We start from the raw sequence: 26,483 nt of genomic DNA on the forward strand, positions 1-26,483 counted from the left end.
TAAACAACTAAGTTATTTGCCTTTGCTATATAAATGTAAATAAGCAGCTAATAATTTATTAAATGGGATAAGTAGATTATAATTTATCAGAAATGCACTAAGGGAATATAAGGGCAGAACAGGAAATGTATAAAGGTGGGTATATTGCTTGGTAATATTAGCCTGGCAAGGCTTTCATTATTTTACCTGGTCACGGCTTTACACCCAAGCTCTCCTTATCTTGGAGAGTTATCTAAGATTATTTTATCTTTTTTTAATGCAGAGAATATAATTCCTGAAATGATCAGGATTTAGCATTCATCCATTTTACTTTTGAAGCTTGGGATCTGATTTCAATATCGTTTTGTCCCATTCTTCTTTTCCGAAGTTTTCTTTCGTACAAAAGAGAATCTACAATTTTAGCAACAGCAAAAAGAAGGGCGGCTAATGTTACTAAAACAAAAAATATAAATAGCCAATCTGTTTCTTGTGTTTTCATACAATAATTTATTAAAACGAAAGTTATAAAATATTTTACATTTATGAAAAAATCCTTTTCAAAATGTGAAGTAATTGAACCCTCAGGTTTAAACCACTCTTAAGAATACAAAAGAAACATCTTTTAAGTATTAATTAACGAATAGATAATCAACAGGTTATTTCATTTAACATATAATTCTAGTACATACTGTCAATAAATTTGGAGATGACATCCCGTTATTACCCCAGAAGGCAGAAATATTATTTAGGAAGAACATTAACAGACTTTCCTAAACATAAATTTATAGCTAAACCGCCTATTGTTTTAGAAAACGTAGTTGAAAAAACTTATTTTCTTGTGCAGCAATTTTACCAGACAAATAATATTTCAATTTCCTCTTTTTAGGAAGGGCACTATGGTGAGTAGAAATGAAATAGATTTTTATTAGGATTTAGATTTTAACCGGTTAAAACACCTTTAAAGAAAAGGGATAAAATAAAATTTAATATATCTCGCTTCCAGCCTTTTATATACTCAAAGCCTCTACTTAACTCAGGCTAAGAATAATGGGATATTAAACGAAACCCAAACTTATTATTTTATCCTTTACAGCAAATAATGAAGAGCATATTAACCAAATTGTATGACATTTTACAGGTTAGATGATACTCCTACCCTTGCGGGGTTTTCTCAACAGCCAATGGTTAGGGAGAATTTAATTAGACTTGGTTGTGGCAAAAACTCCATTAGCGTCTATATTTCATAAAATAGCAACACCAAATAACTTTAATAATTACTTATATATACAATTAGCTTTCCTGATAAAAAGAAAAAAGCTCCCAAATGAGAGCTTTTTATTAATGGTAATTTTTAATTCCTTTTCGTTTTCCTCCCCGCATTAGCAGCTTTCGCTCATTGGCTTCTTTCAAACTTTTTAAAAAAATAACTAAAATAAAACTAAAACAACTAATAAGGGCAACAAAAACAACAACATCAAATATAGGAAAACCCATCATAACTGGATATTTTTTAAACTTTATTTACTAATACTATAGTATTAACTAAAAAAATTTAAAAGGGTTACCTATATAGTCATTTAAAACTTAAAACCTGCTGGTTTATATATATTTAATATTTTTAAAAAGTAAAAATGGCAACTAAATTACCTGCTCAATAAATTTGGAAATATATACCGGCATTTGCACTTTTATACTTATCCCGAATAAACATTTTAATTAAGCCTGGGAATACACGAAGCTGAGATTAATTACTTCCTACTAACCATTGCGGCAGTATATTGAACCTGATTAAGCAAACTACTACTTAGCAGCTAACAGGCTCTGGAGCGAATGGGCAGCAGCATAAGTAGTAAAAGCCTGCTTTTGTACCTCTGTCAGCATTCCTGCTATAGCAGTTTTATAAGCAGCTTCTAGCTGAGCTAGTCTTTCCGGCTGATCTGCTGCTGTAGTTTGTTTTACTTGTTGTACGGCCGCTAAATAAGCGCCTGTTAATTTCTTGATCTGGATATACTCAAACTCATTGAACCGGATAGATTCCTGCATCTGCCGAACCTGCACACGGGCAGCCTGCTCGATAGAAACCTGTAACTGATGCTGACCGGTTAAGCTATGGGCAAATCCTGTTACGGTTACTACTAGGGTTAAGGCTAATGTGATAATGCTGCTTTTCATATCCTGGTTGTTTTAAGTATACCCAAAGATACGCTACCTAATATAGCCCGTTACTATATTTCGTTTAACCTATGCCTTAACCAGACAAACTACCTCCAACAGGCGATAAACCTAAATTTCAAAAGCATTAGATTAAACCTCTTTATAGATAACTCTAATAATGGGCAATTTTATCTTAATGGGTTCAAAATCTTATTAGGTACTATAGAAGGAATAAAACTTAACACTTTTGATAGATTCTTTTGAGAGAATAATCCTTTTCAATCGCAGCACCTATATGTTTCAAGAAAGGTTACAGCATCTAAGAAAATTCATATTTATAAACAAACTTATTATATCTCCATTTTCATACTTTACTACACCCACAACAATCAAAACTAAATTGCACTATTTTCAACAAACATTCTAATAACTTCTTTAAATATTATATTTTTTTATAAATAACCATTAAATATATTTGCATTAAGATTATTACAGGGCACAAGAGTACAATACTGCAACAATCTGAATTATTTAATTTTTGTGTTTTTTAGGCATTAAACATTTTTACAAGCACCTATAAAAATTTAAAAAATTAATAATAAAATGCAATTTTATTATATTACATAAGCTTTGTTTTTTAATATTTTAAAGCTTAACAAAACAATTTATAAACGTTGCATTTTTAAAGAAGAACAAAAAAAGCAGCTTGATTAATTTTTAGAAACCATTTAGTTAAAACAAAAAAACAACATGAATAACACCGACTACGCTACTTTATGGGAATTTTGCGATGGCGCTACCACCTGGGGAGAAGGACAAGCTGAATTTGAATCTTTCAAAAACGAAGTTAATTCAGATATTAAAGCATATGCACAACCTTCCGGCTTTTTGTACCCACAACTAAAAAACTATGCTAAAACTATTTTAGGTTCAGTATTTAAAAGTAAAATCAGAAGCATGGAAGCCACTGCTGCTTAACCATTTCGACTGCATAAACAGAAATAAACCAAATGAGCCTGCCTTAGCGGAAAATTCTCCTGAGGAAATATCTACAGTAAAAGGAAACTATATAATCCTTTTTGGTCATTTAAGTTAGAAAACATTGAGGAAGTAATTGGGTCACGGCTTTGGGCAGCAGGCACCTAACTAGCTTAGTATCGCCCCAAATGTTGGGCGGCACAGCTATTAAATAGTTCGTTTGGCCTTATATTAAGAGATTACTTCCTGGTTGCTCATCAGGCATATGCTTCAGATACTTTATATTTTAAATGGACTATGAAAAATTTCTTTAGCTTAAACCCAACTGTACCTGTTTATCAATTGTAAAAAGAACAGCTAAGTTCGTCCAAGGGAAAAACGCAAATCAATTACTAAATAAACTAATCATAATGTCGCTAATATGGTGGTTCCCCATAACAAATCTTGCGGAATTTGAGCCTGGCGATCGTAGTAAACTTATTTTATTTTCAAATCCATTCTAATTTATTCGCAGCTATAGTTTCTGACGCTAACTTACTATTTGGCTGTACCACGAAATCATTTTTCAGGTAAAATTTTAATGGTGATCTATAATACTCCTGGTTTTGTTTTAAGTAACAACCATGATTAATTACCCAACCGCTAAATTTTGTTTCCTGTTCTTTAAACTTTAACAAAAGCTTAGAACCGTAACCTTGACCGTGCAGACTACCATCCAAAATAAGCACAAACCAGTTTTCCAAATTCCTCTTAAAAACGCACCCCCAGGTAACTGGAAGCCTCTTTCAAAAGCTAAGAAATTTCCTGTTAATACTTCTCATGTATTTCAGTTATTATCCGTTCCATTTCATCCCTGATAACCGAGGAAGCCACTTTATAATTATTATTCATAAAACTAAAGAGTAAAGTTTTGCCGCTCTTAGTAAGCAGGTAGCCACTGTGGTTATGCACATGAGCCAAGGTTCCGGATTTACCAAAAACAAAGGGAACCGGAGCTTTATAAATATTCCGGAAGGTACCAGGCCGACCACCGGTAGCCAACAGAGGAAGCAGCCGGTTATGGGAACGTTCATTTTGCAGCTTCTGCAACAAGGCTATGATGGTACGGGGAGTACATAAATTTATGGTAGATAGCCCAGAGCCATCTACCCAAACAGGAGCATCAGGTAAATCAGCTAAATAAGTTTTTAAGGCAAACTGAATGCCTTTTTCTACCGAAAGCGTGTCTGATTTAGTTCCCGAACTTAAGACCATTAACTGCTCCGCAAATAAGTTGTCACTTACCTGCAACATGCGCTTATAAACTGAATCGGCCGGTAAACCCAAAAGTACTTTCCCTCCTTTAGGAACTGTTCTTTTTACCAATTTTACCGGTCGCTTTAGGGTATCTGCCAAAAGTTTTACTGTAAGTTCAGCAGAAGTAATAAAAGGTACTTCCATAGAAAAATCAGGGGCAGCAGATTTTGGGAAATAAGTGAAATTATTAGTCCGCCAATCCCGTAAAATAGCGGTTTGACTAGTTTGCTGACCTGCTACTACGCTGACATTACTTTTGAAGGTTGTTGGGGTAATCGAATATGGTTTAGCTTTGTTGGTAAACTTTACTACATTACCATAAATGGGAAATATACTTCGTTCCGGCTGGTAATAGTAATTGTAGTCGTCCCAACTCCAATTAGGTGCAAATGCAGTACTGGCAAAAGGTGCGGTTATATAATAAAGTTTCTCTTTTCTATTCTTTAAGAACTCATAAGCAGTAACATTCTTAAGATCCATATGCAAAAAGGATGGATCGCCGGTGCCCCAGAATAATAAAGAATCGCCAGTTACAAAATATTTAAGAGCCGGAATAGAATCACCTAGCATCTTGAGGCTGGCATAAAAGGTAAATAGTTTGGTGTTAGAGGCTGGCACAAAATATTTATCAGCGTTATGGGCTACTACCATGGAGTCGAGTTGCTGATCGTATAGAGCAAAGCCTATAAACCGCTGGTATTTAGTTTCTGAATCCAGAATGCGCAGTTTGATTGCCTGCGGCCCAAAAGAGGGTGGTTCCGATTTGCTAGAAACTACTTTTTGCACATTACTACAAGCTGAAAGAATTCCTAAACTAACCAACAAAATATAATAAATATACCTAGTGGCCAGGGTATAAAGAAAGGTATTGGTTACTTCCACTTACTAATTATTTTCTCCTTTAAACTTTTTTAATACTTTCTGTTTAAACCAAATCTGATGCCTGCTCTTTTGCAAGGCAGGAGCAAGTTACACCGTGAATTATTGTACCCAATAGTTACTGGATAATTCACTCCTGGCCACTAGCCTTTTACTACCTATTTACCTAATGCAATCTCCAGGGGCAAACCAGAAAAAATAAAATATTAACACTAGTTAAACTCATCTTTTCTATATAGACCCATTGCAACTCCTACATTTATATAGGGCGTATTTACTTTTTTCGTTTACCTTCCTAATACAGGTGAAACATTTACCTTAACTAATATACCATTATTAATAATAAACCAGCACAATATTGAAATTTGAGAGCATAAATTAAACTTAAGGTTTTACTTATTTAAATAAAAACAACTTTTATAGATTACAATAAATTTTAAAAAAAATAGAAGCATAGCTAAAAATGCAATAACTGGTATATATTAAACGGTAAAAGAGTAACTTATTAAGTTAAATCAGGTATTATATAAATGGTACCGTATATAGTATTTATAAAGTTGTAATCTGCACCAGAAACAAATAGGTTACGTTTAATGTGTTAGTAACTTTAAGTTTTAAGCCATTGGAAATCATACCCAATAACACAGCTAAAAGATTAACTTATTTTCTGGTTGTCTTATTTGAGATTTAAATTTTAAAGCTTATATTAATTTAACCGTATAAGATCATTATGGAGCTTTCTGAATTTAATCGTAATTCTGTTCCTAAACGGGCTGAAATTGTTTGGGACAGCGGATCTATGCTTTGTGTCAGGTGCACAGATGATGCCAGTGTTTTGCTTTATAATATGGGCAAGTTTTTTGCGGAGGTTTGGTACAATCCTGCTATGAACAATATTATTTATGTAAAGGGTTTTAAAAGCATAAATTGTTTAGAACCATACTTAGAACTGATAAGCTTAGACGATTTAAATTAGACCATTCTTCTTTTTTACCCATTATATTATCCGGCTTATTAGCTACTTCCGGCAGGAATCTCGCCCCTATAATAAATTAAACCTAATTGCCTCCTTTCGAATTAACTCATAAGTACTCCCCTTATAAACAATAAATAAACTAGTTAGACATTCAAGGCCTACCATTTATTCAAAATTCAATTAGTATACCCTTATATTATTCGCAAAATTACATCATTTTAACCTGTATTTATATAATTATCCTTATATATGAACTTGAAAATATTAAAATAAATATTGAAATTATGAAACAATACAAAATTTGAGGAGTAGTAACAATATACAATCACCTGATCTTTAGCACTATACCTTTAACCTAGCATATAACTATGTTCTATCAATATATTTTATAAAGTATTATTCACTAACCTAAAACTTTTGCTGTATGAAAAGAATTCTACTAATCACCGCCCTTATCTGCTCCACCATTAATTTTAGTGAAGCACAATCTCAAGACCAGAAAGATCTAGCGAAAGTGAGGAGAATTAACGGGGTAGAAGCGTACATTTTATGTGAACCCCTGAGGGACTATGAGGTTCTGGTAGATGCAGGAACTGGCTTAAAAGCAGAATCTCTTTTAACCGGAGGTATAGTAAATAAAACAATATCAGATAGAGTAGAGCAATTTATCAGAAAAGTGACCAAAGAAAATGGCCGAGTGGATGCGGTAATTTATAGTACAGGCAGAAGAATTGTGGGTGTGCAGTTTAAAGATAAAGCAACTCCTGAAACCAAAGGATTAGCTAAAGTATCAAAAGTAAATGGTTACCCTGTTTTTGTAATGAACGAACCTGTGTTAGAATACGAATCTCTTGGCAGTAAATCCGGCGGAATAAAAGTTAAATCAATTGTTACCGGCGGTGTAATTAACAATTCTATTGAGGAGGATGTACAACAAATGGTAAAAAGAGCTCAAAATCGTGCTGCTGATGCCATTTTATTTGAAGGAGGCCGGGAAGCAACTCCCATTCAATTTAGAGCAAAAAGTCAAGTATTAGCAAAATAGCTTATCTGAAAGCAGAATATTACCAAGCACCTCTAATGGAAACAAGCAAGGCGGGAGAATTTTCCCGCCTTGCTTGTTTCTGGTAATTAAAGTTTCCAGGACTCTTCCTTAAAAGTTGCTCAGATTTAAGCGACCACCGGTAACACATTTACCCGATAATGAAGTTGTTGGAATAGTAGTACTTAGAATAGCATTTTTAATGGCCGCGGCAGATGCCCCTGGATTTTTTGCAGCATAAAGAGCCACTCCTCCCGTTACGTGCGGCGTAGCCATGGAAGTACCACTATAAGATTCATACAAATTAAATGCTGTAGTGGAATAAATTCCGGAACCCGGAGCTCCTAAATCCACAGTAGTAGCACCAAAGTTAGAGAAGGATGATTTATTTCCGGCAGAAGTAATAGAAGCCACAGAAATAACATTCGCTAAATTATAATTAGCTGGATAGTTGGCCGTAACGTCATTATCATCTCCTACCCCATCACTGCCACCATTACCGGCTGCCGCCACAAATAAAATTTCTTTAGATTTAGCGCGGGCAATTGCATCATAAAGAGCCTGTGAGTAACCTCCGCCACCCCAAGAATTATTGCTGGCGACAATATTTAATCCATGCCGGTTTTTCAGGTCTGTCAGGTAATCAATTGCTTTTATGGCATTGGCAGTAGTACCACCTCTTCGCCCTAAAAATTTACAAGAAATCATGGTTATGTTCCAATTCACTCCCACAACACCAGTACCGTTACTTTTGGCTCCAATAGTACCGGCCACGTGGGTTCCATGGTCATCTAAAGAGCCTTTATTACCACCATCATATATGGTGTTGTTATTCCCGTCAAAATCCCAGCCGTTAACATCATCTACATACCCATTGCCATCATTGTCTTTTCCATCCACCGGATCATATGGGTTAGTCCATACCTGCCCATTTAGGTCCGGGTGGTTAAACTGCACCCCTTCATCAATAATACCAACTACCACAGAAGCAGAACCTGTATTTCCGTTGGCCCATGCTTCAGCTGCCTGAGAACCAAATTGATTAGCCGGTGAAGAAGCATCACCGTACATGCCCCAAAGCGAGCTATTTGTAAAATAAGTATCTGTAGAAGCAGTACTATGATTATATATATAGTTTGGTTCTGCAAATTCCACTTCCTCTGCTCCCTTTACTTTAGCGATAGCTTCTAAAGCTGCCAGTGGCGTTTTTAAAACTAAAACGCCTTCCTTGTCGCCAATTCGTTCCATGGCTTTAGTCAGAATCTTTTCATTTACTCTTCCACTTATTCGGGCCAGCACATTATTTTTAGCATTTTCAGAAACCCCAGCTTTAAATTTAACCAGCACCTCATTGGCCACATAATCTTTACCCGCTTCCCCTGCGGCATCTGCGGTTTGAGTGATTTCTGCAGTAGCCGATGGTCCTTCTAACGAGGTTTCACAACTTCCTAAAGCAAAGATTGAAAGCAAACTCAACGCTACTAAAGACCTTCCTGCCATTTTTGTATTATTCCATCTCATAGGTATAAAATTTAAAGTGTGTATATAATTGGTCTACTAATTCACCAAAACAAAACTAAGCACCTTGTATTAATAAAGGGTAATATTTTGTTTTATGTAATCTAAAATAAGTAGCTATTAATTTAAAAGAAAGGAATTATACTAAATAAAAATAACTTGTATTTTATTAATAAAATTTTTAATCAAGCAATTATATAATAATAGCAAAAGAAGTTCAAAAATAAGGTTGGGTAGGCATTCATTTAGCTAATCCTCCACCTGCAAACATCCATTTGGTTATTTACTATTTTATTTATTTCGTTATCTAAATAATTTATAACCTTTAAGCAACTAAGGTCTAATCCCAAGCTTTTCTATTAAACCAGATTTTACTTTTTAACCGCCATAAATTCAACCTTAATACTCTTTTACAACTTTATAGAATATTATGCAGTTTTATATACTGTAATAACATAATGGTTTTTCCATCTTTGATTTCCCCGGTGGTAATCATTTGCATGGCTTCATCTATGGCTATTTCCACTACCTCTATGTTTTCCTGCTCTGCGGCTAATCCTCCTCCCTGATGTACCTGCATGGTTTTAGAATATTCGGCTATAAAAAAGTGAACAAGTTCGGTTACAGAACCAGGCGACATATACGCCTCAAAAATTTTCTGAACGTCTTTTACCTGATACCCGGTTTCCTCTTCTGTTTCCCGTCTGATGCAATCTTCTTCGTGTTCCTTATCCAGCAAACCTCCACAAGATTCAATTAGCATCCCCGATTCGTTCCCGTTTACATAGGTTGGCATTCTGAACTGCCTGGTAAGTACAACTGTCTTTTGTTCCCGATTGTAGAGTAGAATGGTGGCGCCATTACCCCTATCATATGCTTCCCGGCTTTGCCTTTCCCAAGTGCCATCTTTATTAAGATAATCAAATGTTATCTTTTTCAGGACATACCAATCATCAGCAAGTACTTCTGTTTTAACAATGTTTACTCTTTTATCCATGTAAAATAATAAAATTAGATTGCATTCTCCGGAAACTAAATAAAGGAGATTTATTGATAACTTTTTGACCTTTGGCTCTAAAAAACCATTTATTTACTTTCTAAATACTTATTTATAGCACAAGTCTTTGTGGCTTAATATAGAAGAAATTTTTTATTATTAACTATGCCCTTGTAAACTTCAACTACCTAAATTTGACGTTATTAAAATAAAGTAATTAAACTTTATGGAATGGTATCATTGGTTAATTTGGTTAGCAGTTATTACGCTGGCCTTATGGTTTAGGGCCTGGGTTAGTAAAAAGCAGGATAAAAATCAAAAGTCCGGTAACCGCAAATAGGTGGTTGAGCAGCCGAAAAAACAGGTTCAAATGTAAAATATCAAATATCTTTTTGCCGTTTTTAGATCATGGAATGGTTGACTATATTCTGATTGCTTTTGCAGTAATCGCAGGAGTATTATTAAGAGATACCTTTTTTCCCCGAAGGCCCAGAAGGTAGTTTCTTTACCCATATTCAATAAACTCCGGGGTATTTGTGAAGTACACTTTTCTAGTATTACTATGTAAACCTAAAACAGAACATTGGGAGAGATGAAATAACTTCGGACTTTTACTAGCTATTTTCTGCGAAGCAAATACAAGGAAGGCTCTTCAGAAGGAAAAAAACTCGGCTATCATAAATGAAATAACCGATATAACGAATCCAAACATAAAGAAGGCATAAGCAAAACGAAGCTTTTTATATTTCTTCTCTAAAACAAGTCCCAGGTTAAAATTGTCGCGAATCATGCTGCCGTACAAATAATCTTTATCCTCCATCATTACATTAATACCGAATTCATAATCTTCAAAACGCATATTATAAAAATTACCAAAGAACAATAGGTTTCCTTTTTTTCTTTTTATATCCTCTAAAGTTATAGTCCCTCCCTGAACTGAAGGCATGGTAACCAGAATAGCTGCCACTAAAGTCACCAACGAAGTAATCAGGAAAAGAATGGCTGGAATAAGAAAGTGAGGTTCATCGGAAATTTTCCGGAAAAGAAAAGAAACAATAACCGAAACAATAACCGAATTAATAGTAAGTAAAATATGCGCTTTATTATCAGCCATATCGCTTAGGTGCATGTGATTAGCAGCTGTTATCCGAAACATGGTTTCAACCCCTCGTTCGGGCTTTTTAGCCTTATTTTCCTTGTCCTTTATTTTAGGTTTATCTGCTTCATTTGGTTTTTCCGGAACTATGGATTTTGCTTGTTCGGCCTCAGAAGCTAATACTTTTAACCTTTGCAGGTTTTCATTCTTACCTTCTGCCAGTAGTTTTCTACAATATTCGGTCTGGAATTCGTGCTTTTCTAACAGCTTAAACCCTATATTGTACCACACATCGTTCGTTATTTCCTGTTTTATGCGTAGCTCGGTTTCTTCTTTAACCTGCCGGTCGGTAAACTGAAAATGGCTGGTGCCAAAATGAAAAACATCTGCATCGGCTAATATTTTACCTATTTCGGAAACCGGATTTTGGGGCATTTTGGTCGCCATAATGGCTTTCTGCACCTCCGTTATAAAATTCTCCGAAGAGCTTTCTTCTCTTAAAAAGGAAGCTGCCATTTCTGCACTTTTTTCTTCGTGCAAATCGTGGGAGGTAAACAAATAGCCTACATCATGAAACCAGGCCGCAATCAGTAAAGCTAAATAATCTGTTTCAGTTAAACTAAACTGCCCTGCAATAACATCAGCCATGCGTACAACCTCTTCGGTATGCTTCAGGTTATGATAGGTAAACTCCTTCCGTGGGTTTTGCACATAGATTTTCCTCACATAGGCAGATGTTTTATATAGCAACCCAACAGTACTCATTAGTAGTTTTTTGAAGTAAGTAATGTTCTATCTGTCCGAATTATAAATATACATTCATGCTGGTTTCATAAAATCTATCTACTAAAGAAAACCAGGTGACGCAGCCGCATAATTTATATTAAACAGACAGATACAATTTTTCAGCTATGGCCTTATACGTCCATAGCCGAAAATTAAGTTAGGTGCTTTTTCGCCTTTTAAATTAAAAGAGGAACCGAAGAATTTTATTACAACTGAATTAGCGCATCAGGAAAGTAAAACGGCCAATATTTTGTAAGGCAATGCCGGTACCTCTGGCTACAGCCCTTAATGAGTCTTCGGCTACATGTACCGGAAGTTTAGATTTAGCGGCAATTCGTTTATCTAAACCACGTAGTAAGGCACCGCCACCGGTAAGGTAAATACCGTTCTGGTAAATATCGCCGGCAAGTTCGGGGGGGGTTATTTCCAGCGCTTTCATAACGGCATCTTCCATTTTAGCCACTATTTTATCTAAACAATGGGCTATTTCTGAGTAACTAACCTTTATTTGTTTCGGAACTCCACTCATAAGATCCCGCCCCAGAACAGGATAATCTTCAGGTGGATTATCCAAATCGGTTAATGCTGACCCAACTGCCAGTTTTATTTGTTCCGCCGTCCGTACACCAATCATTAAATTATGCTGCTGCCGCATATACTGTACAATTTCAGCATCAAAAGCCTGGCCTGCCACTTTTATAGACTGGTCGCAAACAATACCACTTAGCGCAATAACCGCTATTTCGGTAGTACCGCCACCAATATCAATAATCATGTTGCCGGTAGGCTCTTCTACATTTATACCAATGCCCAATGCAGCGGCCATGGGTTCCTGAATTAAATAAACTTCCTTAGCTCCAGCTGTTTCAGCTGAATCCCGGATAGCCCTTTTTTCTACCTCCGTAATACCCGCCGGAATACAAACTACCATGCGCAAGGAAGGAGAAAGCCAACTTCTCCGCAGGTCCAGCATCTTAATAAGGCCTCTGATTAAATGTTCCGCAGCGTTAAAGTCAGCAATAACGCCATCCATTAATGGTCTAACAGTCCGAATATTCTCATGGGTTTTTCCTTCCATTTGCATAGCCTTATTACCAACTCCCACAACTTCATTTGTAGTTCGGTTAAAAGCAATGATAGATGGTTCGTCTAGAACAATCTCATTATTATGCATTATCAGGATATTAGCAGTTCCTAAATCAATTGCTATATCCTGAGTTAAAAAATTAAATAATCCCATAGTCTCCTTTCTTTCCGTTGCAGACCGCAAAAGTAGGCTTTATTGTTTGTTAAGATCAAAAACAATTAAAAGAAATAACGCGCCTCCTGCAAATTTTATTTTGTAATTACTTTTCCAGGCCTCATGATACTTGCCTCAGTACTTTACAAAAAACTGGTTTATACTTTACTAGTAAAAATATTTAGTAAAGGTAACTCCTTATTAAGCAACACAATCAAAATTCATCCTTTCCTCCCCCTTTCAATACTTTCGCCACTTTAAATGCCTCTAAAAACATAGCTTTCTTTTTTTCCGTTAGTCATTTTTCAAGATGAATACTGAACGCATAAATATAGGTCGCCTCAATAAAATTTTAATTGCCATTTCGCTGGTATCGTTGCTAATGTTCCTGGGAAAATTATTTCTGGTACCAGTAGCTATAGCGGCATTTTTTGCGATGCTGCTCTTCCCGATAACTTTAACTTTGCACCGCCGGGGCTTATCTCAGTCTTTTGCCGCCCTTTGTGCCATAGGTATGCTCCTGATTACGCTCGGCTTTTTAGGTGTGATTATCAATTACCAAATATCAGCTTTACAAGAAGACTTACCGGAATTGGAAGTAAAACTTGAGGAGAAAACGCACCGGTTGCAATGGCTTTTATCTCAAACAACTGATATCACTACAAAGGAACAGGACAATATTATAGAAGAGAAAAAACCGGATATTGTAAAAGCAATGTATAAAGTATTAAAAAATGTAACGGTACAAAGTTTATTCTTATTATTACAGACTTTTATTGTACTTACTTATACTTTCTTCTTTCTTATTTATCAGCATAAAATACAAACCTTCTTTGTCAGGTTAAAACTTTTTAATAATCAAAAAGAATCTAAAATTTTACTGGCCCGCATCTCTCGAGTTGCCCACGATTATTTAAAAGGCACAATTATGGTAATCTCTCTTTTGGGTATCATATATGCTTTGGGTTTTTGGGCCATCGGACTGGAGCATGCCCTGCTATTTGCCGTAATTACAGCCTTACTAAGAGTTGTACCCTATTTTGGCTCCTTTTTAGGCATTGCTTTTCCTATAGCCTTTGCCATTCTTACAAAAGACTCTTTTTGGTACCCGGTAATAGTGGTGCTGTTTTTTATGGTTACCCAATTATTAGAAGCGAACTTTTTAACTCCTTATATAACGGGTTCGCGGGTAAAATTAAATCCGTTGGCTACTATAATGATTATTTTATTGGGCAATTTACTTTGGGGAGTACCCGGTATGATATTATTTGTACCCTTATTTGGTATACTAAAAGTAATTTTTGATGAAATACCTGCACTGCAACCCTATGGGTACATACTTGGTAAAGAAGAATAGTCAAACTCCATTTTTTTATGACTAACAACTGATTTAAGTAATAAGTAAAAGTAATAAGTAAAACCCACACTACAACCTAAAACCACGTGAGGCTCGTTCAAATTTTACTCCCATTGTTTAACAATGAATTTGAGGTATTCCCAAAGGACCATTATATAGAAATCCGGGAAGAGTTAACTGAAAAGTTTGGTGGTATTACTACCTATTCCCGTACACCGGCTACTGGTTTATGGAAGGAAAATGAAAACAAAACAGTGAAAGATGATATAATTATTTATGAAGTAATGGCAGAAAATTTAGACCGGGTTTGGTGGGAAAAATTTAAAGAAGAACTGGAAAAGAAGTTTAAACAAGATACAATTATAATTCGCTCCTGGGAAATTGAGGTAATGTAGATCGTTAAACCTATAATCAAGAATTCAATTTTAAACGTTAAAATTAAAATTGTTCTTTAATTAAATTTTTGATTAAAACTTAAAGAATATTCTTCCCCCTTCAACTTTGAATTCACTTCAGTCCGACTTTATATTTTGGAAGGTTAATCAGTATTATTTAATATTATTAAATAAGTTTGTAGTACTACATCAATCAGTTAAATTGTTTGTATTGTAGGTTATCCACCTTAAAACTTATTTAATATGAAGAGGATATTACTTTTTTCTGCATTATTTCTAAGTGCGGTATCTTTTAGTCAGGCACAAACTGCAGCCACTCCTTCCCCCATGACTTTATCTACTACTGCTTTTCCGGATGGAAGCCGTATTCCGATAAAATTTAGCCAGGCGGCCCCGGGAGCAGCACCCGGCGAAGGTACCTCGCCCGCTCTAACCTGGACCAATGTGCCAGCCGGAACCCAGAGCTTTTTACTTCACATGCACGATGTTGATGTAACCCGAAACAAAACTACCGACGACCAATTACATTGGTTGGTATGGAATATTCCGGCTACTGCTACTGGCTTGCCGGAAGGAGTACCCAAAGGAGCTCAACTAAAAGATGGTTCTTACCAGATTAGCGCTACCGGTCTAGTTTACCGGGGGCCTGGTGCCGCCGCAAATGGCCCTTTGCATCATTATATTTTTGAAATTTATGCCTTAGATACTAAAGTAAACCTTCCTCCTACCACTGATGCATTTGAAACCCGCACCAAGGTAATGCAGGCTATTCAGGGGCATGTTTTAGGGAAAGCTGCTTATTCCGGCTTATTCAAAAGACCTGAATAAACTCATTACTTTAAACCAATATTCAACAACTAAATAATCTATGCACTTTCTTAATAAAATGTTTTGTGCCTGGCTGATAACTTTTCCGTTACTGCACTTAACCCAGGCCCAAACTAAAAGCACTTCGAATAGTACTTCCAACCGTGTTACTATTGCAAACGGACAGGTGGAAGGCTCTGTTGAAAAGAGTGGTATCCGGTCCTTTAAGGGCATTCCGTTTGCGGCTCCTCCGGTTGGTGAACTCCGTTGGAAAGCTCCTCAACCAGTAAAAAATTGGCAAGGCGTAAAAAAAACGACACAATTTGGGCCACGTGCAATGCAATTGCCATTGTTCGGCGACATGAATTTTCGCTCTAATGGGGTAAGTGAAGACTGCCTTTACCTAAACGTCTGGACGCCGGCCAAAACGGGCAAAGAACGTTTACCTGTTCTGGTTTACTTTTATGGCGGAGGCTTTGTGGCTGGCGATGGTTCTGAACCCCGGTACGATGGCGAAAGTATGTCCCAACGAGGTATAGTAGCAGTAACCGTAAATTACCGGCTGGGTGTATTTGGATTTATGACTCATCCGGAACTAACGCAGGAATCGCCGAATAAGGCTTCCGGCAATTACGGCCTGATGGACCAAAGTGCTGCCCTAAAATGGGTAAAACAAAACATAGCTGCTTTTGGTGGCGATCCTAATAAAATAACTATTGCCGGAGAATCTGCTGGCTCTTTTTCCGTGAGTGCCCAAATGGCTTCGCCTTTATCGCGACATTTAATTGCCGGAGCAATTGGTGAAAGTGGGTCTTTGTTAGCCCTACAACCAACTACCAAACTCGCTCAGGCTGAACAGGAGGGCGTAAAATTTGCTCAGAGCTTAGGAGCAAACTCTTTGACCGCTTTACGGGCACTACCGGCCCAGGAGCTTTTAGAAGCTACCGGCAAACCGGGTACTCCGCGCTTTCCGGTAGTAGTAGACGGTTACTTTTTTCCTAAGGCACCGGCCGATATCTTTGCAGCCGGGGAGCAAGCCCATGTGCCATTACTGGCGGGCTGGAACTCAGAAGAACAAAACGCCCGATCTGTTCTAGGTCAGGATGCTCCGACCCTGGAAAACTACACAAAAGCCTTACAAAAACTTTACGGAGAAAATGCAGGGGAAGTATTAAAAGCTTATCCGGCCACTACTGATGCCGACGCAACCCAGGCTGCTACCAATTTGGCTAGCGACCGATTTATTGGTTTTAGTACCTGGAAGTGGATAGATGTACATAGCAAAACGGGCGGAAAACCGGTTTACCGGTACATGTACTCCCGTCCGCGACCAGAAATGACCCCAGAAATGGGTAACGCTGTACCAGGTTTAGCCGGTGGGGTAATCAGAAACCCGGATGCATCCGCTAAAAAAGCAGCTCCGGCACGTGGAGCAGTACACTCCGCTGAAATTGAATACGCCCTAGGGAACCTGGGGACAAACAAGGTTTATGCCTGGACTCCGGAGGATTATAAGGTATCAGAAGTGATGCAAGGTTATTTTGAGAACTTTATTAAAACTGGCAACCCAAATGGAAAAGGTTTACCAACTTGGCCAGCTATCAAAAATGGGGCACCAGCTCCAGTTATGCATATTGATGTTAATACCCGATTAGAAACTGATAACACCCGTGACCGTTACCTGGTTCTGGAAAAATTAGCTACTAAATAAACAGACCCAATATTAAATTAAAAAAGGCCTGGTAATCCAGGCCTTTTTTTTAGTCTCTTAATTATAAAATGTCAACTCTCCATTTTCTATGGAAAGTATATTAGTTATGATAATTCTCTTTAGGTGAAGGTGTTTGATCACCCAAACCAGAGTAAAAAGAGTTTATAGAAGTAGAGAACTGCTCCCATATATCTGCTAATTCTTGTACACCGGTAATATCCAACAAAGGAAACTCCTTAATTTGCCCTTGCCAAAAAACTGCTGTTTGGTTTACAAATTTGGCCGCATCTTCTACCGTAGTAAAAGGCTTTTGGTCTTTATCGGTATAAATCTTTTCAGAGAAAGACTTACTTACATCAAATGGGCTTTCCCCCATTAATTCAATAAGGTAATTTCCTTTGCCCCGATCACTCCCGTACAAATTTGGTTCCAGACGTAGTTTAAGATTCAATGTTCGAACTTCAACCATATCTATTCTGTTCCTAATAAACATGAGGCTATTAAATTAGATAAATTATATAATATAAGCAAAAAAAGCTTATTTTTGTTTTAATAATACAAATTTAAGGTAAAATATTTACATTAATTTATATTTTAATATTTAGCTTTTATCTTCGCCACTACTGCAACAACTTTCGTACACGGTTAATTCATTTTGCTTATAAAGAATATAAGCGTTTAATTCTATTTTTGTTTTAAACTATATCTGATCTTTTAACTAAACTTTTACAAATGGGAGTTTTTAACGAATCGACAAATTTACCCCATATTACTTACCAACCTCAGAATGAACAAGAAGCCTGGATAGCCATTATGCATGCTTGTATTGCTGTTGATGAAGATGTAGCCGAAGAAGAATTGGACGAGTTGGCTCAAACTTTGGCTAATAAAGAATTGTTTGAAGGCCATAACATCCTGGAGTATTATAAAACGGTAATGTTGGCTCATACCCAGATTGGCAGCAAACAATTAATTGATAACAGTGTTGATTTTATTTCACCAGAATATAAGGCGACCTTATTTGCCCTAATTATTGAGTTGGTTTTGGCGGACGGAAGAATAGACGAAAAAGAAAGAGAATTGATTAAATACCTTTATTCTGCTTTGGATATGGAAGTAGATTTAGCAAATAAAATAGTGGAGGTTATTTTAATTAAGAATAAGGGGAACGGTATATTTTAAAATCCTGTAGTAAAAATTAATTTGAGGTATATCAAAATTTCCGGCTGTTCGTTCATTTATCAAAAGCCTATGAAGGTTAGCTTCAAACTAAACGAATAGACCAGTTGGAATGAGAAGACTATTTTTACTTGCCCTAATTTTATTATCATTTTTTAGTACCGCAACCGCCCAATACAATAAATATCCAAAATCTAAAAATCAGAACCTGCTTAATTATATTAATCAGTACCGGGCAGCTTATGGTTTACCCAAAGTAGTTTATGATGATGGGTTAGAAGAAGCGGCCCGCCTCCAGGTACTGGATAACTATATAAAAAAGAAATTTAAAAAACGGGGCGATGATGTGAATAAACTTCATCAAAACGCCCGTTTCCCCCGTATCCGGGACCGGGTAAGTGCAGTTGGAGTAGCAACCGCAGGTGAGAACTGTGCCGAGATTTGTTATGCCAAGGCAGGCATGAACAACCAACCGTTAAACAGGGCCATAAGTCCATTTAAGAGCCTTGAACAATTAATGTTTACCCAATACCAGCGGTCTCCTGGTCATAATGCTATTATACTTACTCCCCAATATACCCGCGTTGGCATCCACACCATTTATGATGGCAAATATGTATATAATACGGTAGTTTTTATGACGGGCAACGCCAGAATAAACAAAAAGACTCAACGCTTAATTGCTTCTAATTAAAACAGGAAACAACTGAACGGCTAAAAATGTGATAAACCTGCAAAGGTATTCCTAAGCATTAGTGTTAGCCCTTGCTTTAACTCTCCGGGATAAATTTCGTAGCGGATAAAGATAAAAAAGGAGCTATGATAAAACCGTCTTATTTACAAGCAGGTGATAAAATAGGCGTTATAAGTACCAGTAATTTTACTGAAGAAAGCTATATAAACCAGCTCTTAGATATCCTGAAGTCCTGGCAACTAGAACCTGTACTAGGTAAAACCATCGGCCCCCGGGCGGGCAGTTTTGCCGGACCAGATGAGTTGCGAAAAAACGATCTGCAGGAAATGCTGGATAATGATGCAATTAAAGCTATTCTACAAACTACAGGAGGCTATGGGATATTTCGGATAATAGACCAGGTAAGCTTTCGCAACTACAAGTACAAGCCCAAGTGGATAGTGGGTTACAGCGATACCACCTTTTTACATAGCCACCTGCAAGGTTCGCTTGGTACAGCCTCCATCCAGGCCACTATGGCCGCCGATTTAGAAGCAGGATATGAGGAAGCCTCGTGGGAAAGTTTACGCAAAGCACTCTTTGGCGAAGAATTATCTTATACCATTAAAACCCATCCTTTAAACAGAGCGGGAGTGGCAGAAGGCATCCTGGTAGGAGGAACTGCCAGTATTCTATGTAATGCCAAGGGTACTTTTTCTGAGGTTAACACAAACGGTAATATTTTATTTTTAGAGGAAGTTGGAGAAAAGCATTTTCGTTTAGACAGCTACATTATGTCGTTGAAAAAGGCCGGTAAATTCAAGTATTTAAAAGGACTGATTATTGGGCACCTGACCGACATTTTGGAAGACGAACCGCCTTTTGGCATGACCCCGGAAGAAATTATTCATAATGCTGTTAAAGAATTAGATTTTCCGGTTTGTTTTGGTTTCCCGGCTGGACATAGCAGCCCTAATCTGGCTTTAAAATTTGGAATTCCGGTTAGGCTCCAGGTAACAACGTCAGGTTCCACCATTCGTTTTATGGAATAAATACTAAAATATTTCCCGGAGTTATTTGAACGCAAGCCTTAAATATTCGATTATGCCCCAATCCTTTATCCTTACTTGTGAACACGCCGGCAATAATATTCCTGCTGCCTACGAGCACCTATTCTACGGACAGGAAGAAGTACTTTATAGCCATAAAGCCATAGATTTTGGGGCCTTATGGTTAGCAAAATCTATGGCTAAATATAATAAGTTGCCGTTTTATTTTACCAGTACTTCACGTTTACTGGTAGAAGCAAACCGGTCTTTAGATAATGAAGAATTGTTTTCCCAATACACCAAAAACTTACCCGAACCAGCTAAGGAAACGATACTGGAACAATTTTACTTCCCACACCGGAAACAGGTAGAATCTGCCATTAAAAGTGAGATTACAAATGGCAACCAAGTCATTCATTTAGCAGTGCATACCTTTACTCCAGCTATGGATGGAAAAGTACGCGAAACCGACATTGGAATTTTATTTGACCCGGTCCGTTCTTTTGAACAAAGAATAGCAGATATATTTAAAATCGGATTACTTGCCCAAAACTCTGATCTTAAAGTTCAATATAATTCGCCTTACCCAGGTATAGCCGACGGCTTACCAACCTACTTACGAAAACAATTTACCGACCCGCACTACGCAGGCTTTGAATTAGAAGTAAATCAGAAATTTTTCTTAAGCGGCGAAAAGAAAGGATGGAATGCCTTGATTAGAAACCTGACTGCTGCTTTAGCATTAGTAATAAAAAATCAAACCAAGTACTAAGAGTAAAACTATAGTAAAATAATTACTTAAAGCCTTTAAAAAGTATAACGGTTGTTATCAAAAAAAATTTGGCCGTAGACTTTAAGGGCTATGGCAGATGAGCTTGGTAGTCCTAATAACTTCATTAAGATTATTTTAGTAAAATTAAATTTGCTTTTATATTTCCTTTTCTCCCTTTTCCGTCCTTAATTTATTGTTTGTTTTACAGTAAGCTTCGGAAAAAGCTTGGCATTTAAACAATTTCCTTTTCTATAAACTTTTAAAAGCTTCTTTATGAAAAGAGTCCCCTTTCTTTTTTTATTCTTTTTTTTGTTCTTAAAAATTGCCGTTGCCCAAAAAGTGAAAGTGGTTTATAACAAAGCCTTACCTCAGGCTGGTTATGCTGCCGATCGGCTACAAAAAGCGTTAGCAAAGAAAGGTTATACCCTGAATAACGGAAGTACTGATTATACTATTAATCTGGAAATTAAATCAGGTGCCTTAGGTAAAGAAGCTTACAAAATTACGACCGAGAATAAAAAAATCACCATTACTGGCGGCGATGCTACGGGCTTAATCTATGGCAGTTTAGCTATAGCCGAAGACTTAGGCAATGGAACAGCTTTACAGAATATTAAAGCCGCTAGCGAAAAGCCTAATCTACCTTTCCGGGCCATAAAATTTGACTTGCCTTGGGATACCTACCGCCACAGTTACTCCCTGGATCAGCACTACGAAACCTGCCGGGATTTAAATTACTGGAAAGCTTTTCTGGATATGATGGTAGAAAACCGGTTCAATGCACTAACGCTTTGGAACCTGCACCCTTATACCTACATGATTAAAGCCAAGAATTTCCCAGAGGCCACCCCCTTCAGTGATAAAGAATTAAAACAGTGGCAGGAGTTGCATCGGGGAATTTTTAGAATGGCTAAAGAACGAGGCATAGATACTTACCTTATCCCTTTTAACATATTTGTAAGTCCCGAATTTGCCAAAGCTCATAATGTGGCTATGGATAACCTGGAACATCATTTCTTTGTAGACGGGGATACCTCGGCTATTATAAAACGCTATACCCGCGAAAGTGTAACCCAGGTTTTGCAGGAATACCCGGATTTAACAGGTTTTGGTTTAACGCTTGGCGAGGGTATGGGAGGCATGACTCCGCAGCAACGGGAAGACTGGATGCAAGAAGTTATAATTGCTGGCATGCGTAATGCCAACCGTAAAACGAAACTAGTACACCGCATTCCTTTCTCCGGCAATACCGGCTCTTTAGGAGCCACCTCCGTAGAAATGGAACAGATAACCCGCCGGGGAATAGAAAAAGAAGCCGCCATGCCTTTTATAGAAGGGCCGGTTTGGGCCGATTTAAAATTTAATTGGTCGCATGCGCACTCTACCCCTAAATTAATTAAAGTACACGGCGGTAAATTATATGGCACCTACTGGAATCCCGTACCTAAAGATTACAAAATAACCTGGACAGCCCGCAACGAGGATTTCTTTTGCCTACGCTGGGGTGTACCTGGCTTTGTGCGGGAACATATTGCTCAGAATAGCCCCGAATATGTAGGTGGTTATTTCATAGGTTCTGAAACGTATATTCCTGCTTTAGATTATTTTACCAAAATAGGCGGACCAGTAGATTGGAAATATGCTTTTGAACGGCAATGGTTATTTTATAAAACATGGGGCCGGTTACTGTATAATCCAACTACTCCTGATGCCTTATTTAAAGCAGAATTTACCCGTCGCTATGGCCCGAAAGCCGAAAACTTATTGGCTGCTTATACCCATGCCGGTACTACTCCCCTACGCTTAGCTTCTTCATTCGACTTTACCTGGGACTTTTCTCTATATAGTGAAGGCTTTCTGGCGCTCGATCCGGTAAAGAAAAGTGTAGATTATATTTCAGTTGATCGTCAGATTAATCAACCGGTATTGGACCCGGATTATGTTTCGGTGAAAGATTATGTAAAGACTATAACTACCGGCGGTACTTTTGAAAAGAATAAAATTACCCCCCTGGTACTGGCTAAGATGCTGGAGGATGATAGTAATAAAGCATTAGACTTAGTTAAGGACATAAATCCTGGCAATAACAATACCTTTATGTATGAAGTGGCCGATGTAAAAGTCTGGGGTAACCTGGGATTATATTTTGCCGAAAAATTGCGGGGAGCGGTGGACTTACAAACCTACCGAACCAAAGGTGGCGAAGCAAACAAACAGAACGCTGTAAAACACCTGGAAAAATCTTTAGAATATTGGGATAAAGTAGTAGCCATTACTTCTCCTATTTACAAAGAAATGCCACTGGTTCATTTTAGTGAGCAGCCAGGAAATACTAAAGAACAAAATGATAAGCTGCGCTTCCACTGGTCTATTTATCGGCCAGAAGTAGCTAAAGATATAGAAGTTGCCCGGGCAGCCAAGGCAAATTCCATTCAATAGTTTGTTTTAACAGAAAGTTAAATTTATCCAAACCTTAAAGTACCTAAAGGCAAAAGCTTATAGGTGCTTTAAGGTTTTTCTATTAAAGGCCATTTACCTCAATCCGGGATTTTTAATCACTCTCTGGGCAGTTAATAAGGTGAGATCTAATATTTTGGATACACCTTCCCTTATATATTGCTTCTTATTTAAAATATTTAAAAAATTTCTTCTAATTAAACTGTTATAAACAGATTACAGGACCCAAACTGGCAGCAACACCTTTTTATATTAACTTTCGTATAAAAATCTATAAAAGATCTTAAAAGGGTTTGTATGGATTTGGACTTTACAGGGTTTATCGAAACGGAGTGCGGGAAGAAGTTTAAGATTGATATTTTTGATCAATTAGCCCTTGGCGTTTTGCAAAGTGAGAAGTTTTTAGATGACCCATCTCTTGTGCCAACTACTTTTTCTCTTTATAAGACCATTACTGATTTATACTTATTGGAAATTACCCGTTTTGACGAAGAGAAAGATAACTTAATTACGACCTACAAGATTTTATCGGAAGCAGAAGCTGCGCCTTATCTGGATAATTGTTACATTAGTATCTGAGGCCTTACCATCCAACTTAAAAACAAGCGTAACTATTCTAAACCTGAATGTTTACGCCTGTTTTTTATTTAATTTTAGACCTTACCATTTATACTTTAACTATCTCGGTTACTCTTTTCCAAATAAGCCAAGCTGGTTATGTTTTCTCAACTTCAGCAAGCAAGTTTATTTATTCTTCTAAAAAATTAAGGTCTTTACCAAAGGTTTCTTTTAGCTGCGATAGCGCAAGCAGCGCAATTATAACTGTAATTCCGCCCACTATTGCTGCGCCATTTAGCACCCCAAATTGCACCCGAAGCGCTAAAAACATAGGGGTAATAATATTAACACTACCCCGCACAAAGTTAGGAACAGTAGTAGCCACTGTTGCACGTAAATTGGTACCAAACTGTTCGGCCGCAATGGTCACAAACAAAGCCCAATAACCTATAGAGAAACCTAACGCCATACAAACTCCATAAACAATTCCTGAATGCTGAAGCGGTACAAATAAGTAAACGATAATAGACAGTGAGGTAAGTAATATAAATGTAAGGACTACTTTCCGGCGACTTCTTAATAACTGGCTCAGCAAACCACTGGAAAAATCTCCAATTGAAAGCCCTATATAAGCAAACATAATGGCTTTACCGGCAATAATAGGTTCGGGAACGCCCATTGCGGCTCCAAATTCAGGCGAAAAGGTAACTAAAATGCCTATTACAAACCAAATAGGTAAACCAATCAGGATGCAGCTTAAATACTTTGAAAATTGCTTACCAGATGTAAATAATTGCAAAAAATTGCCGCGGCTTACCTGCTTTTCTTTTACCTCTTTAAAAATTCCTGATTCAAAAACACTTACTCGCATTAATAATAGCAATAACCCTAACCCACCCCCAATAAAGTAAGCTATCTGCCAATCAAAAAGATCAACAACAAAATAAGCTAAAACTGCCCCTAAAACCCCTACCGAAGCTACCAAAGATGTACCATAACCCCGGATTTCTTTAGGTAGAATTTCGGAAACTAAGGTAATACCGGCCCCCAGTTCACCGGCCAGTCCTACTCCGGCAATAAACCTCAGAATAGCATATTGATTTACGGTTACTACCAAACCATTAGCAATATTAGCTAAAGAATAAAGTAAAATTGACCCAAATAAGACGGAAAGCCTTCCTCGTTTATCTCCTAAAATACCCCAAAGTATACCACCAATAAGCATGCCGGCCATCTGCATATTAATTAGCCGAACTCCTTGCTCCAGCAATTCAGATTCAGGAACTCCCAAAAACTTTAAACTGGGAATTCTTACAATACTAAAAAGTAACAGATCATATATATCTACAAAATATCCGAGTGCGGCTACAATAACGGGTACTTTTAGCAGTTGCCGTAGCTTAGAAGGCTCTGTCATTTATGGTTATAAACTACTAGTAGAAAAATAAATTATAATAAATTAAGCGGTAAGCATGGCTGCTCCAAATACGCCTGCGCTGTCGCCTAACTTTGGTTTCAATAAGGAAATTTCAGGTTTATTATTAAATACACGTGTCTTTAAGGCTTCTACCCCTTCGTTATAAAGTAACTCTATATTACCTACACCACCTCCAACAACAATAGCATCCGGATCCAGAATATTTATAACTACGGCCAGTGCTTTACCAAAAAAATGAATTAACCGATCCATGGTTTCCTTAGCTACCGGATCGTTTCCTTCCTGGTAACGTTTTACAATTTCTGGTAATTTTAACGCTTGGCCACTTCTATCTGCATAAAATCGTTGTAAGGCAGGCCCTGAAATTACGGTCTCTACACAACCAATCCGGCCACAGTAGCATTTCCCACCTGATTCATCCAGAAAATTATGTCCCCACTCGCCAGCTATACCTTGTTTGCCCTGTACGACCCTATTATTTACCACAATACCCCCGCCAACGCCAGTACCTAAAATTAAACCTACTACTACTTCGGCATTAGGAAATACATCAGGCACAATTCCTAAATTAGCCTCGGCTAACGCAAAGCAGTTGGCATCGTTACTGGTAAAAACCGGCACTCCTAAAACAGCTTCTATATCACTTCTGAAAGGCTTATCATTCATGCAGGTGGTATTGCTGTTCTTCATGGTCTTGGTAACCGGATCTATAATACCTGGTGTACCCATACCAATACTGGTTGGCTGCAAACCAGTTTCCTCTTTCAGCAATTGTACCAGGGTTTTAATTTGATTCAGGATATGTTCATACCCTTTTTCTGACTCGGTACCTACCCGGGTGCGGGCTAATATCTTGAAAGGATTACCGGGCTCTAATACAACACCCTCAATTTTGGTTCCACCTAAATCAATTCCCCAAAGTGGCTGCATAATTCTGTTCCTTTTTTATAATTTCTGAAAATATTTATAGAAGATTATTATACTTTAAATCTGATTAAAAGTGGCTGCCTTTTTCATTAAATTATTTCAAAACTAATGCTTCAAATATAGGTAATTTTAAATGTATAAGAAGCTGTGAGCTTAAAATAAGGCAATAAAAAACTCCTGCCGGGGGTCTGACAGGAGTTTTATTTTTTAAAGTCAAGA

The 26,483-nt window shown here is 37.3% G+C and carries 23 protein-coding genes; 13 read left to right on the forward strand and 10 right to left on the reverse strand.

From position 1 onward, the window contains the following. Positions 1-283 precede the first annotated feature (283 nt). Both ADHAQ_RS0102335 and ADHAQ_RS0102350 read right to left on the reverse strand, forming a co-directional pair. A complete protein-coding gene (locus ADHAQ_RS0102335) occupies positions 284-478 on the reverse strand; it encodes a hypothetical protein (protein WP_026461556.1) in 195 nt (64 codons plus the stop codon). 1,301 nt (positions 479-1,779) lie between these two features. After that, complete coding sequence (locus tag ADHAQ_RS0102350) at positions 1,780-2,151, reverse strand: hypothetical protein (RefSeq protein ID WP_026461558.1); 372 nt, start codon at positions 2,149-2,151, stop codon at positions 1,780-1,782. A gap of 732 nt (positions 2,152-2,883) precedes the next feature. Here ADHAQ_RS0102350 and ADHAQ_RS0102355 point away from each other — a divergent pair. Continuing rightward, entirely contained in the window at positions 2,884-3,111 is a 228-nt protein-coding gene (locus tag ADHAQ_RS0102355; protein WP_026461559.1) for a hypothetical protein, read from the forward strand. Positions 3,112-3,918: 807 nt separating this feature from the next. On the opposite strand, the gene ADHAQ_RS0102365 is transcribed toward ADHAQ_RS0102355, so the two are convergent. Then, positions 3,919-5,193 carry a D-alanyl-D-alanine carboxypeptidase gene (locus tag ADHAQ_RS0102365; protein WP_157433328.1) on the reverse strand — a complete coding sequence of 425 codons (1,275 nt, stop codon included), beginning with the start codon at positions 5,191-5,193 and terminating at the stop codon, positions 3,919-3,921. Between the two features lie 823 nt (positions 5,194-6,016). Here ADHAQ_RS0102365 and ADHAQ_RS0102370 point away from each other — a divergent pair. Next, positions 6,017-6,262: a hypothetical protein gene (locus tag ADHAQ_RS0102370; RefSeq protein ID WP_026461561.1), complete on the forward strand. Its 246-nt coding sequence runs from the start codon at positions 6,017-6,019 to the stop codon at positions 6,260-6,262. 424 nt (positions 6,263-6,686) lie between these two features. Further along, a complete protein-coding gene (locus ADHAQ_RS0102375) occupies positions 6,687-7,307 on the forward strand; it encodes a hypothetical protein (RefSeq protein ID WP_026461562.1) in 621 nt (206 codons plus the stop codon). Between the two features lie 108 nt (positions 7,308-7,415). On the opposite strand, the gene ADHAQ_RS0102380 is transcribed toward ADHAQ_RS0102375, so the two are convergent. The 4 genes from ADHAQ_RS0102380 to ADHAQ_RS0102400 all read right to left on the reverse strand — a co-directional run bounded on the left by ADHAQ_RS0102380 (position 7,416) and on the right by ADHAQ_RS0102400 (position 12,941). Further along, the gene (locus ADHAQ_RS0102380; protein WP_026461563.1) at positions 7,416-8,825 is read right to left on the reverse strand and encodes a S8 family peptidase; all 1,410 of its coding nucleotides are present in this window, start codon (positions 8,823-8,825) and stop codon (positions 7,416-7,418) included. Positions 8,826-9,240: 415 nt separating this feature from the next. Further along, positions 9,241-9,819 carry a GDP-mannose pyrophosphatase NudK gene (gene nudK / locus ADHAQ_RS0102385; RefSeq protein WP_026461564.1) on the reverse strand — a complete coding sequence of 193 codons (579 nt, stop codon included), beginning with the start codon at positions 9,817-9,819 and terminating at the stop codon, positions 9,241-9,243. A 652-nt stretch (positions 9,820-10,471) separates the two neighbouring features. Then, complete coding sequence (locus ADHAQ_RS0102395) at positions 10,472-11,680, reverse strand: Pycsar system effector family protein (protein ID WP_026461565.1); 1,209 nt, start codon at positions 11,678-11,680, stop codon at positions 10,472-10,474. 238 nt (positions 11,681-11,918) lie between these two features. Continuing rightward, positions 11,919-12,941: a rod shape-determining protein gene (locus ADHAQ_RS0102400; protein WP_026461566.1), complete on the reverse strand. Its 1,023-nt coding sequence runs from the start codon at positions 12,939-12,941 to the stop codon at positions 11,919-11,921. 310 nt (positions 12,942-13,251) lie between these two features. Here ADHAQ_RS0102400 and ADHAQ_RS0102405 point away from each other — a divergent pair, with 310 nt between their 5' ends. The 4 genes from ADHAQ_RS0102405 to ADHAQ_RS0102420 all read left to right on the forward strand — a co-directional run bounded on the left by ADHAQ_RS0102405 (position 13,252) and on the right by ADHAQ_RS0102420 (position 17,211). Further along, entirely contained in the window at positions 13,252-14,298 is a 1,047-nt protein-coding gene (locus ADHAQ_RS0102405; protein ID WP_026461567.1) for an AI-2E family transporter, read from the forward strand. An 86-nt stretch (positions 14,299-14,384) separates the two neighbouring features. Then, entirely contained in the window at positions 14,385-14,693 is a 309-nt protein-coding gene (locus ADHAQ_RS0102410) for a hypothetical protein (protein ID WP_026461568.1), read from the forward strand. A gap of 243 nt (positions 14,694-14,936) precedes the next feature. Further along, positions 14,937-15,521 (forward strand): YbhB/YbcL family Raf kinase inhibitor-like protein, encoded by a 585-nt coding sequence (locus ADHAQ_RS0102415; RefSeq protein ID WP_026461569.1) that lies wholly within the window; start codon positions 14,937-14,939, stop codon positions 15,519-15,521. Between the two features lie 40 nt (positions 15,522-15,561). After that, the gene (locus tag ADHAQ_RS0102420; protein ID WP_034256518.1) at positions 15,562-17,211 is read left to right on the forward strand and encodes a carboxylesterase/lipase family protein; all 1,650 of its coding nucleotides are present in this window, start codon (positions 15,562-15,564) and stop codon (positions 17,209-17,211) included. A gap of 100 nt (positions 17,212-17,311) precedes the next feature. Here ADHAQ_RS0102420 and ADHAQ_RS0102425 read toward each other — a convergent pair whose 3' ends face one another. Then, positions 17,312-17,680 carry a hypothetical protein gene (locus tag ADHAQ_RS0102425; RefSeq protein WP_026461571.1) on the reverse strand — a complete coding sequence of 123 codons (369 nt, stop codon included), beginning with the start codon at positions 17,678-17,680 and terminating at the stop codon, positions 17,312-17,314. A gap of 263 nt (positions 17,681-17,943) precedes the next feature. Here ADHAQ_RS0102425 and ADHAQ_RS0102430 point away from each other — a divergent pair, with 263 nt between their 5' ends. The 6 genes from ADHAQ_RS0102430 (at position 17,944) to ADHAQ_RS0102455 (ending at position 23,920) form a co-directional block, all read left to right on the forward strand. After that, complete coding sequence (locus ADHAQ_RS0102430; RefSeq protein WP_026461572.1) at positions 17,944-18,393, forward strand: tellurite resistance TerB family protein; 450 nt, start codon at positions 17,944-17,946, stop codon at positions 18,391-18,393. 109 nt (positions 18,394-18,502) lie between these two features. Continuing rightward, positions 18,503-19,084, forward strand: coding sequence for a CAP domain-containing protein (locus ADHAQ_RS0102435; protein ID WP_026461573.1), 582 nt, complete (start codon positions 18,503-18,505; stop codon positions 19,082-19,084). A 125-nt stretch (positions 19,085-19,209) separates the two neighbouring features. Then, complete coding sequence (locus ADHAQ_RS0102440; protein ID WP_026461574.1) at positions 19,210-20,115, forward strand: S66 peptidase family protein; 906 nt, start codon at positions 19,210-19,212, stop codon at positions 20,113-20,115. 52 nt (positions 20,116-20,167) lie between these two features. Beyond that, a complete protein-coding gene (locus ADHAQ_RS0102445) occupies positions 20,168-20,884 on the forward strand; it encodes an N-formylglutamate amidohydrolase (protein WP_026461575.1) in 717 nt (238 codons plus the stop codon). Between the two features lie 273 nt (positions 20,885-21,157). Continuing rightward, complete coding sequence (locus ADHAQ_RS0102450; RefSeq protein ID WP_026461576.1) at positions 21,158-23,323, forward strand: glycoside hydrolase family 20 zincin-like fold domain-containing protein; 2,166 nt, start codon at positions 21,158-21,160, stop codon at positions 23,321-23,323. 315 nt (positions 23,324-23,638) lie between these two features. Next, a complete protein-coding gene (locus tag ADHAQ_RS0102455) occupies positions 23,639-23,920 on the forward strand; it encodes a hypothetical protein (RefSeq protein WP_026461577.1) in 282 nt (93 codons plus the stop codon). Positions 23,921-24,089: 169 nt separating this feature from the next. On the opposite strand, the gene ADHAQ_RS0102460 is transcribed toward ADHAQ_RS0102455, so the two are convergent. Continuing rightward, positions 24,090-25,316, reverse strand: coding sequence for an MFS transporter (locus ADHAQ_RS0102460; RefSeq protein WP_026461578.1), 1,227 nt, complete (start codon positions 25,314-25,316; stop codon positions 24,090-24,092). A gap of 42 nt (positions 25,317-25,358) precedes the next feature. Continuing rightward, entirely contained in the window at positions 25,359-26,267 is a 909-nt protein-coding gene (locus ADHAQ_RS0102465; protein WP_026461579.1) for an ROK family protein, read from the reverse strand. Positions 26,268-26,483 lie beyond the last annotated feature (216 nt).

Source organism: Adhaeribacter aquaticus DSM 16391, from assembly GCF_000473365.1.
Lineage (GTDB): Bacteria > Bacteroidota > Bacteroidia > Cytophagales > Hymenobacteraceae > Adhaeribacter > Adhaeribacter aquaticus.

Excerpts from the sequence above, each read along its gene's own strand:
- ADHAQ_RS0102425 (WP_026461571.1), bottom strand. The coding sequence starts at position 17,680 with ATGGTTGAAGTTCGAACATTGAATCTTAAACTACGTCTGGAACCAAAT.
- ADHAQ_RS0102415 (WP_026461569.1), top strand. The coding sequence starts at position 14,937 with ATGAAGAGGATATTACTTTTTTCTGCATTATTTCTAAGTGCGGTATCT.
- ADHAQ_RS0102350 (WP_026461558.1), bottom strand. The coding sequence starts at position 2,151 with ATGAAAAGCAGCATTATCACATTAGCCTTAACCCTAGTAGTAACCGTA.
- ADHAQ_RS0102450 (WP_026461576.1), top strand. The coding sequence starts at position 21,158 with ATGAAAAGAGTCCCCTTTCTTTTTTTATTCTTTTTTTTGTTCTTAAAA.
- ADHAQ_RS0102355 (WP_026461559.1), top strand. The coding sequence starts at position 2,884 with ATGAATAACACCGACTACGCTACTTTATGGGAATTTTGCGATGGCGCT.
- ADHAQ_RS0102440 (WP_026461574.1), top strand. The coding sequence starts at position 19,210 with ATGATAAAACCGTCTTATTTACAAGCAGGTGATAAAATAGGCGTTATA.
- ADHAQ_RS0102405 (WP_026461567.1), top strand. The coding sequence starts at position 13,252 with ATGAATACTGAACGCATAAATATAGGTCGCCTCAATAAAATTTTAATT.
- ADHAQ_RS0102445 (WP_026461575.1), top strand. The coding sequence starts at position 20,168 with ATGCCCCAATCCTTTATCCTTACTTGTGAACACGCCGGCAATAATATT.
- ADHAQ_RS0102420 (WP_034256518.1), top strand. The coding sequence starts at position 15,562 with ATGCACTTTCTTAATAAAATGTTTTGTGCCTGGCTGATAACTTTTCCG.
- nudK (WP_026461564.1), bottom strand. The coding sequence starts at position 9,819 with ATGGATAAAAGAGTAAACATTGTTAAAACAGAAGTACTTGCTGATGAT.
- ADHAQ_RS0102455 (WP_026461577.1), top strand. The coding sequence starts at position 23,639 with ATGGATTTGGACTTTACAGGGTTTATCGAAACGGAGTGCGGGAAGAAG.
- ADHAQ_RS0102430 (WP_026461572.1), top strand. The coding sequence starts at position 17,944 with ATGGGAGTTTTTAACGAATCGACAAATTTACCCCATATTACTTACCAA.
- ADHAQ_RS0102400 (WP_026461566.1), bottom strand. The coding sequence starts at position 12,941 with ATGGGATTATTTAATTTTTTAACTCAGGATATAGCAATTGATTTAGGA.
- ADHAQ_RS0102380 (WP_026461563.1), bottom strand. The coding sequence starts at position 8,825 with ATGAGATGGAATAATACAAAAATGGCAGGAAGGTCTTTAGTAGCGTTG.
- ADHAQ_RS0102435 (WP_026461573.1), top strand. The coding sequence starts at position 18,503 with ATGAGAAGACTATTTTTACTTGCCCTAATTTTATTATCATTTTTTAGT.
- ADHAQ_RS0102370 (WP_026461561.1), top strand. The coding sequence starts at position 6,017 with ATGGAGCTTTCTGAATTTAATCGTAATTCTGTTCCTAAACGGGCTGAA.
- ADHAQ_RS0102395 (WP_026461565.1), bottom strand. The coding sequence starts at position 11,680 with ATGAGTACTGTTGGGTTGCTATATAAAACATCTGCCTATGTGAGGAAA.
- ADHAQ_RS0102460 (WP_026461578.1), bottom strand. The coding sequence starts at position 25,316 with ATGACAGAGCCTTCTAAGCTACGGCAACTGCTAAAAGTACCCGTTATT.
- ADHAQ_RS0102335 (WP_026461556.1), bottom strand. The coding sequence starts at position 478 with ATGAAAACACAAGAAACAGATTGGCTATTTATATTTTTTGTTTTAGTA.
- ADHAQ_RS0102375 (WP_026461562.1), top strand. The coding sequence starts at position 6,687 with ATGAAAAGAATTCTACTAATCACCGCCCTTATCTGCTCCACCATTAAT.
- ADHAQ_RS0102465 (WP_026461579.1), bottom strand. The coding sequence starts at position 26,267 with ATGCAGCCACTTTGGGGAATTGATTTAGGTGGAACCAAAATTGAGGGT.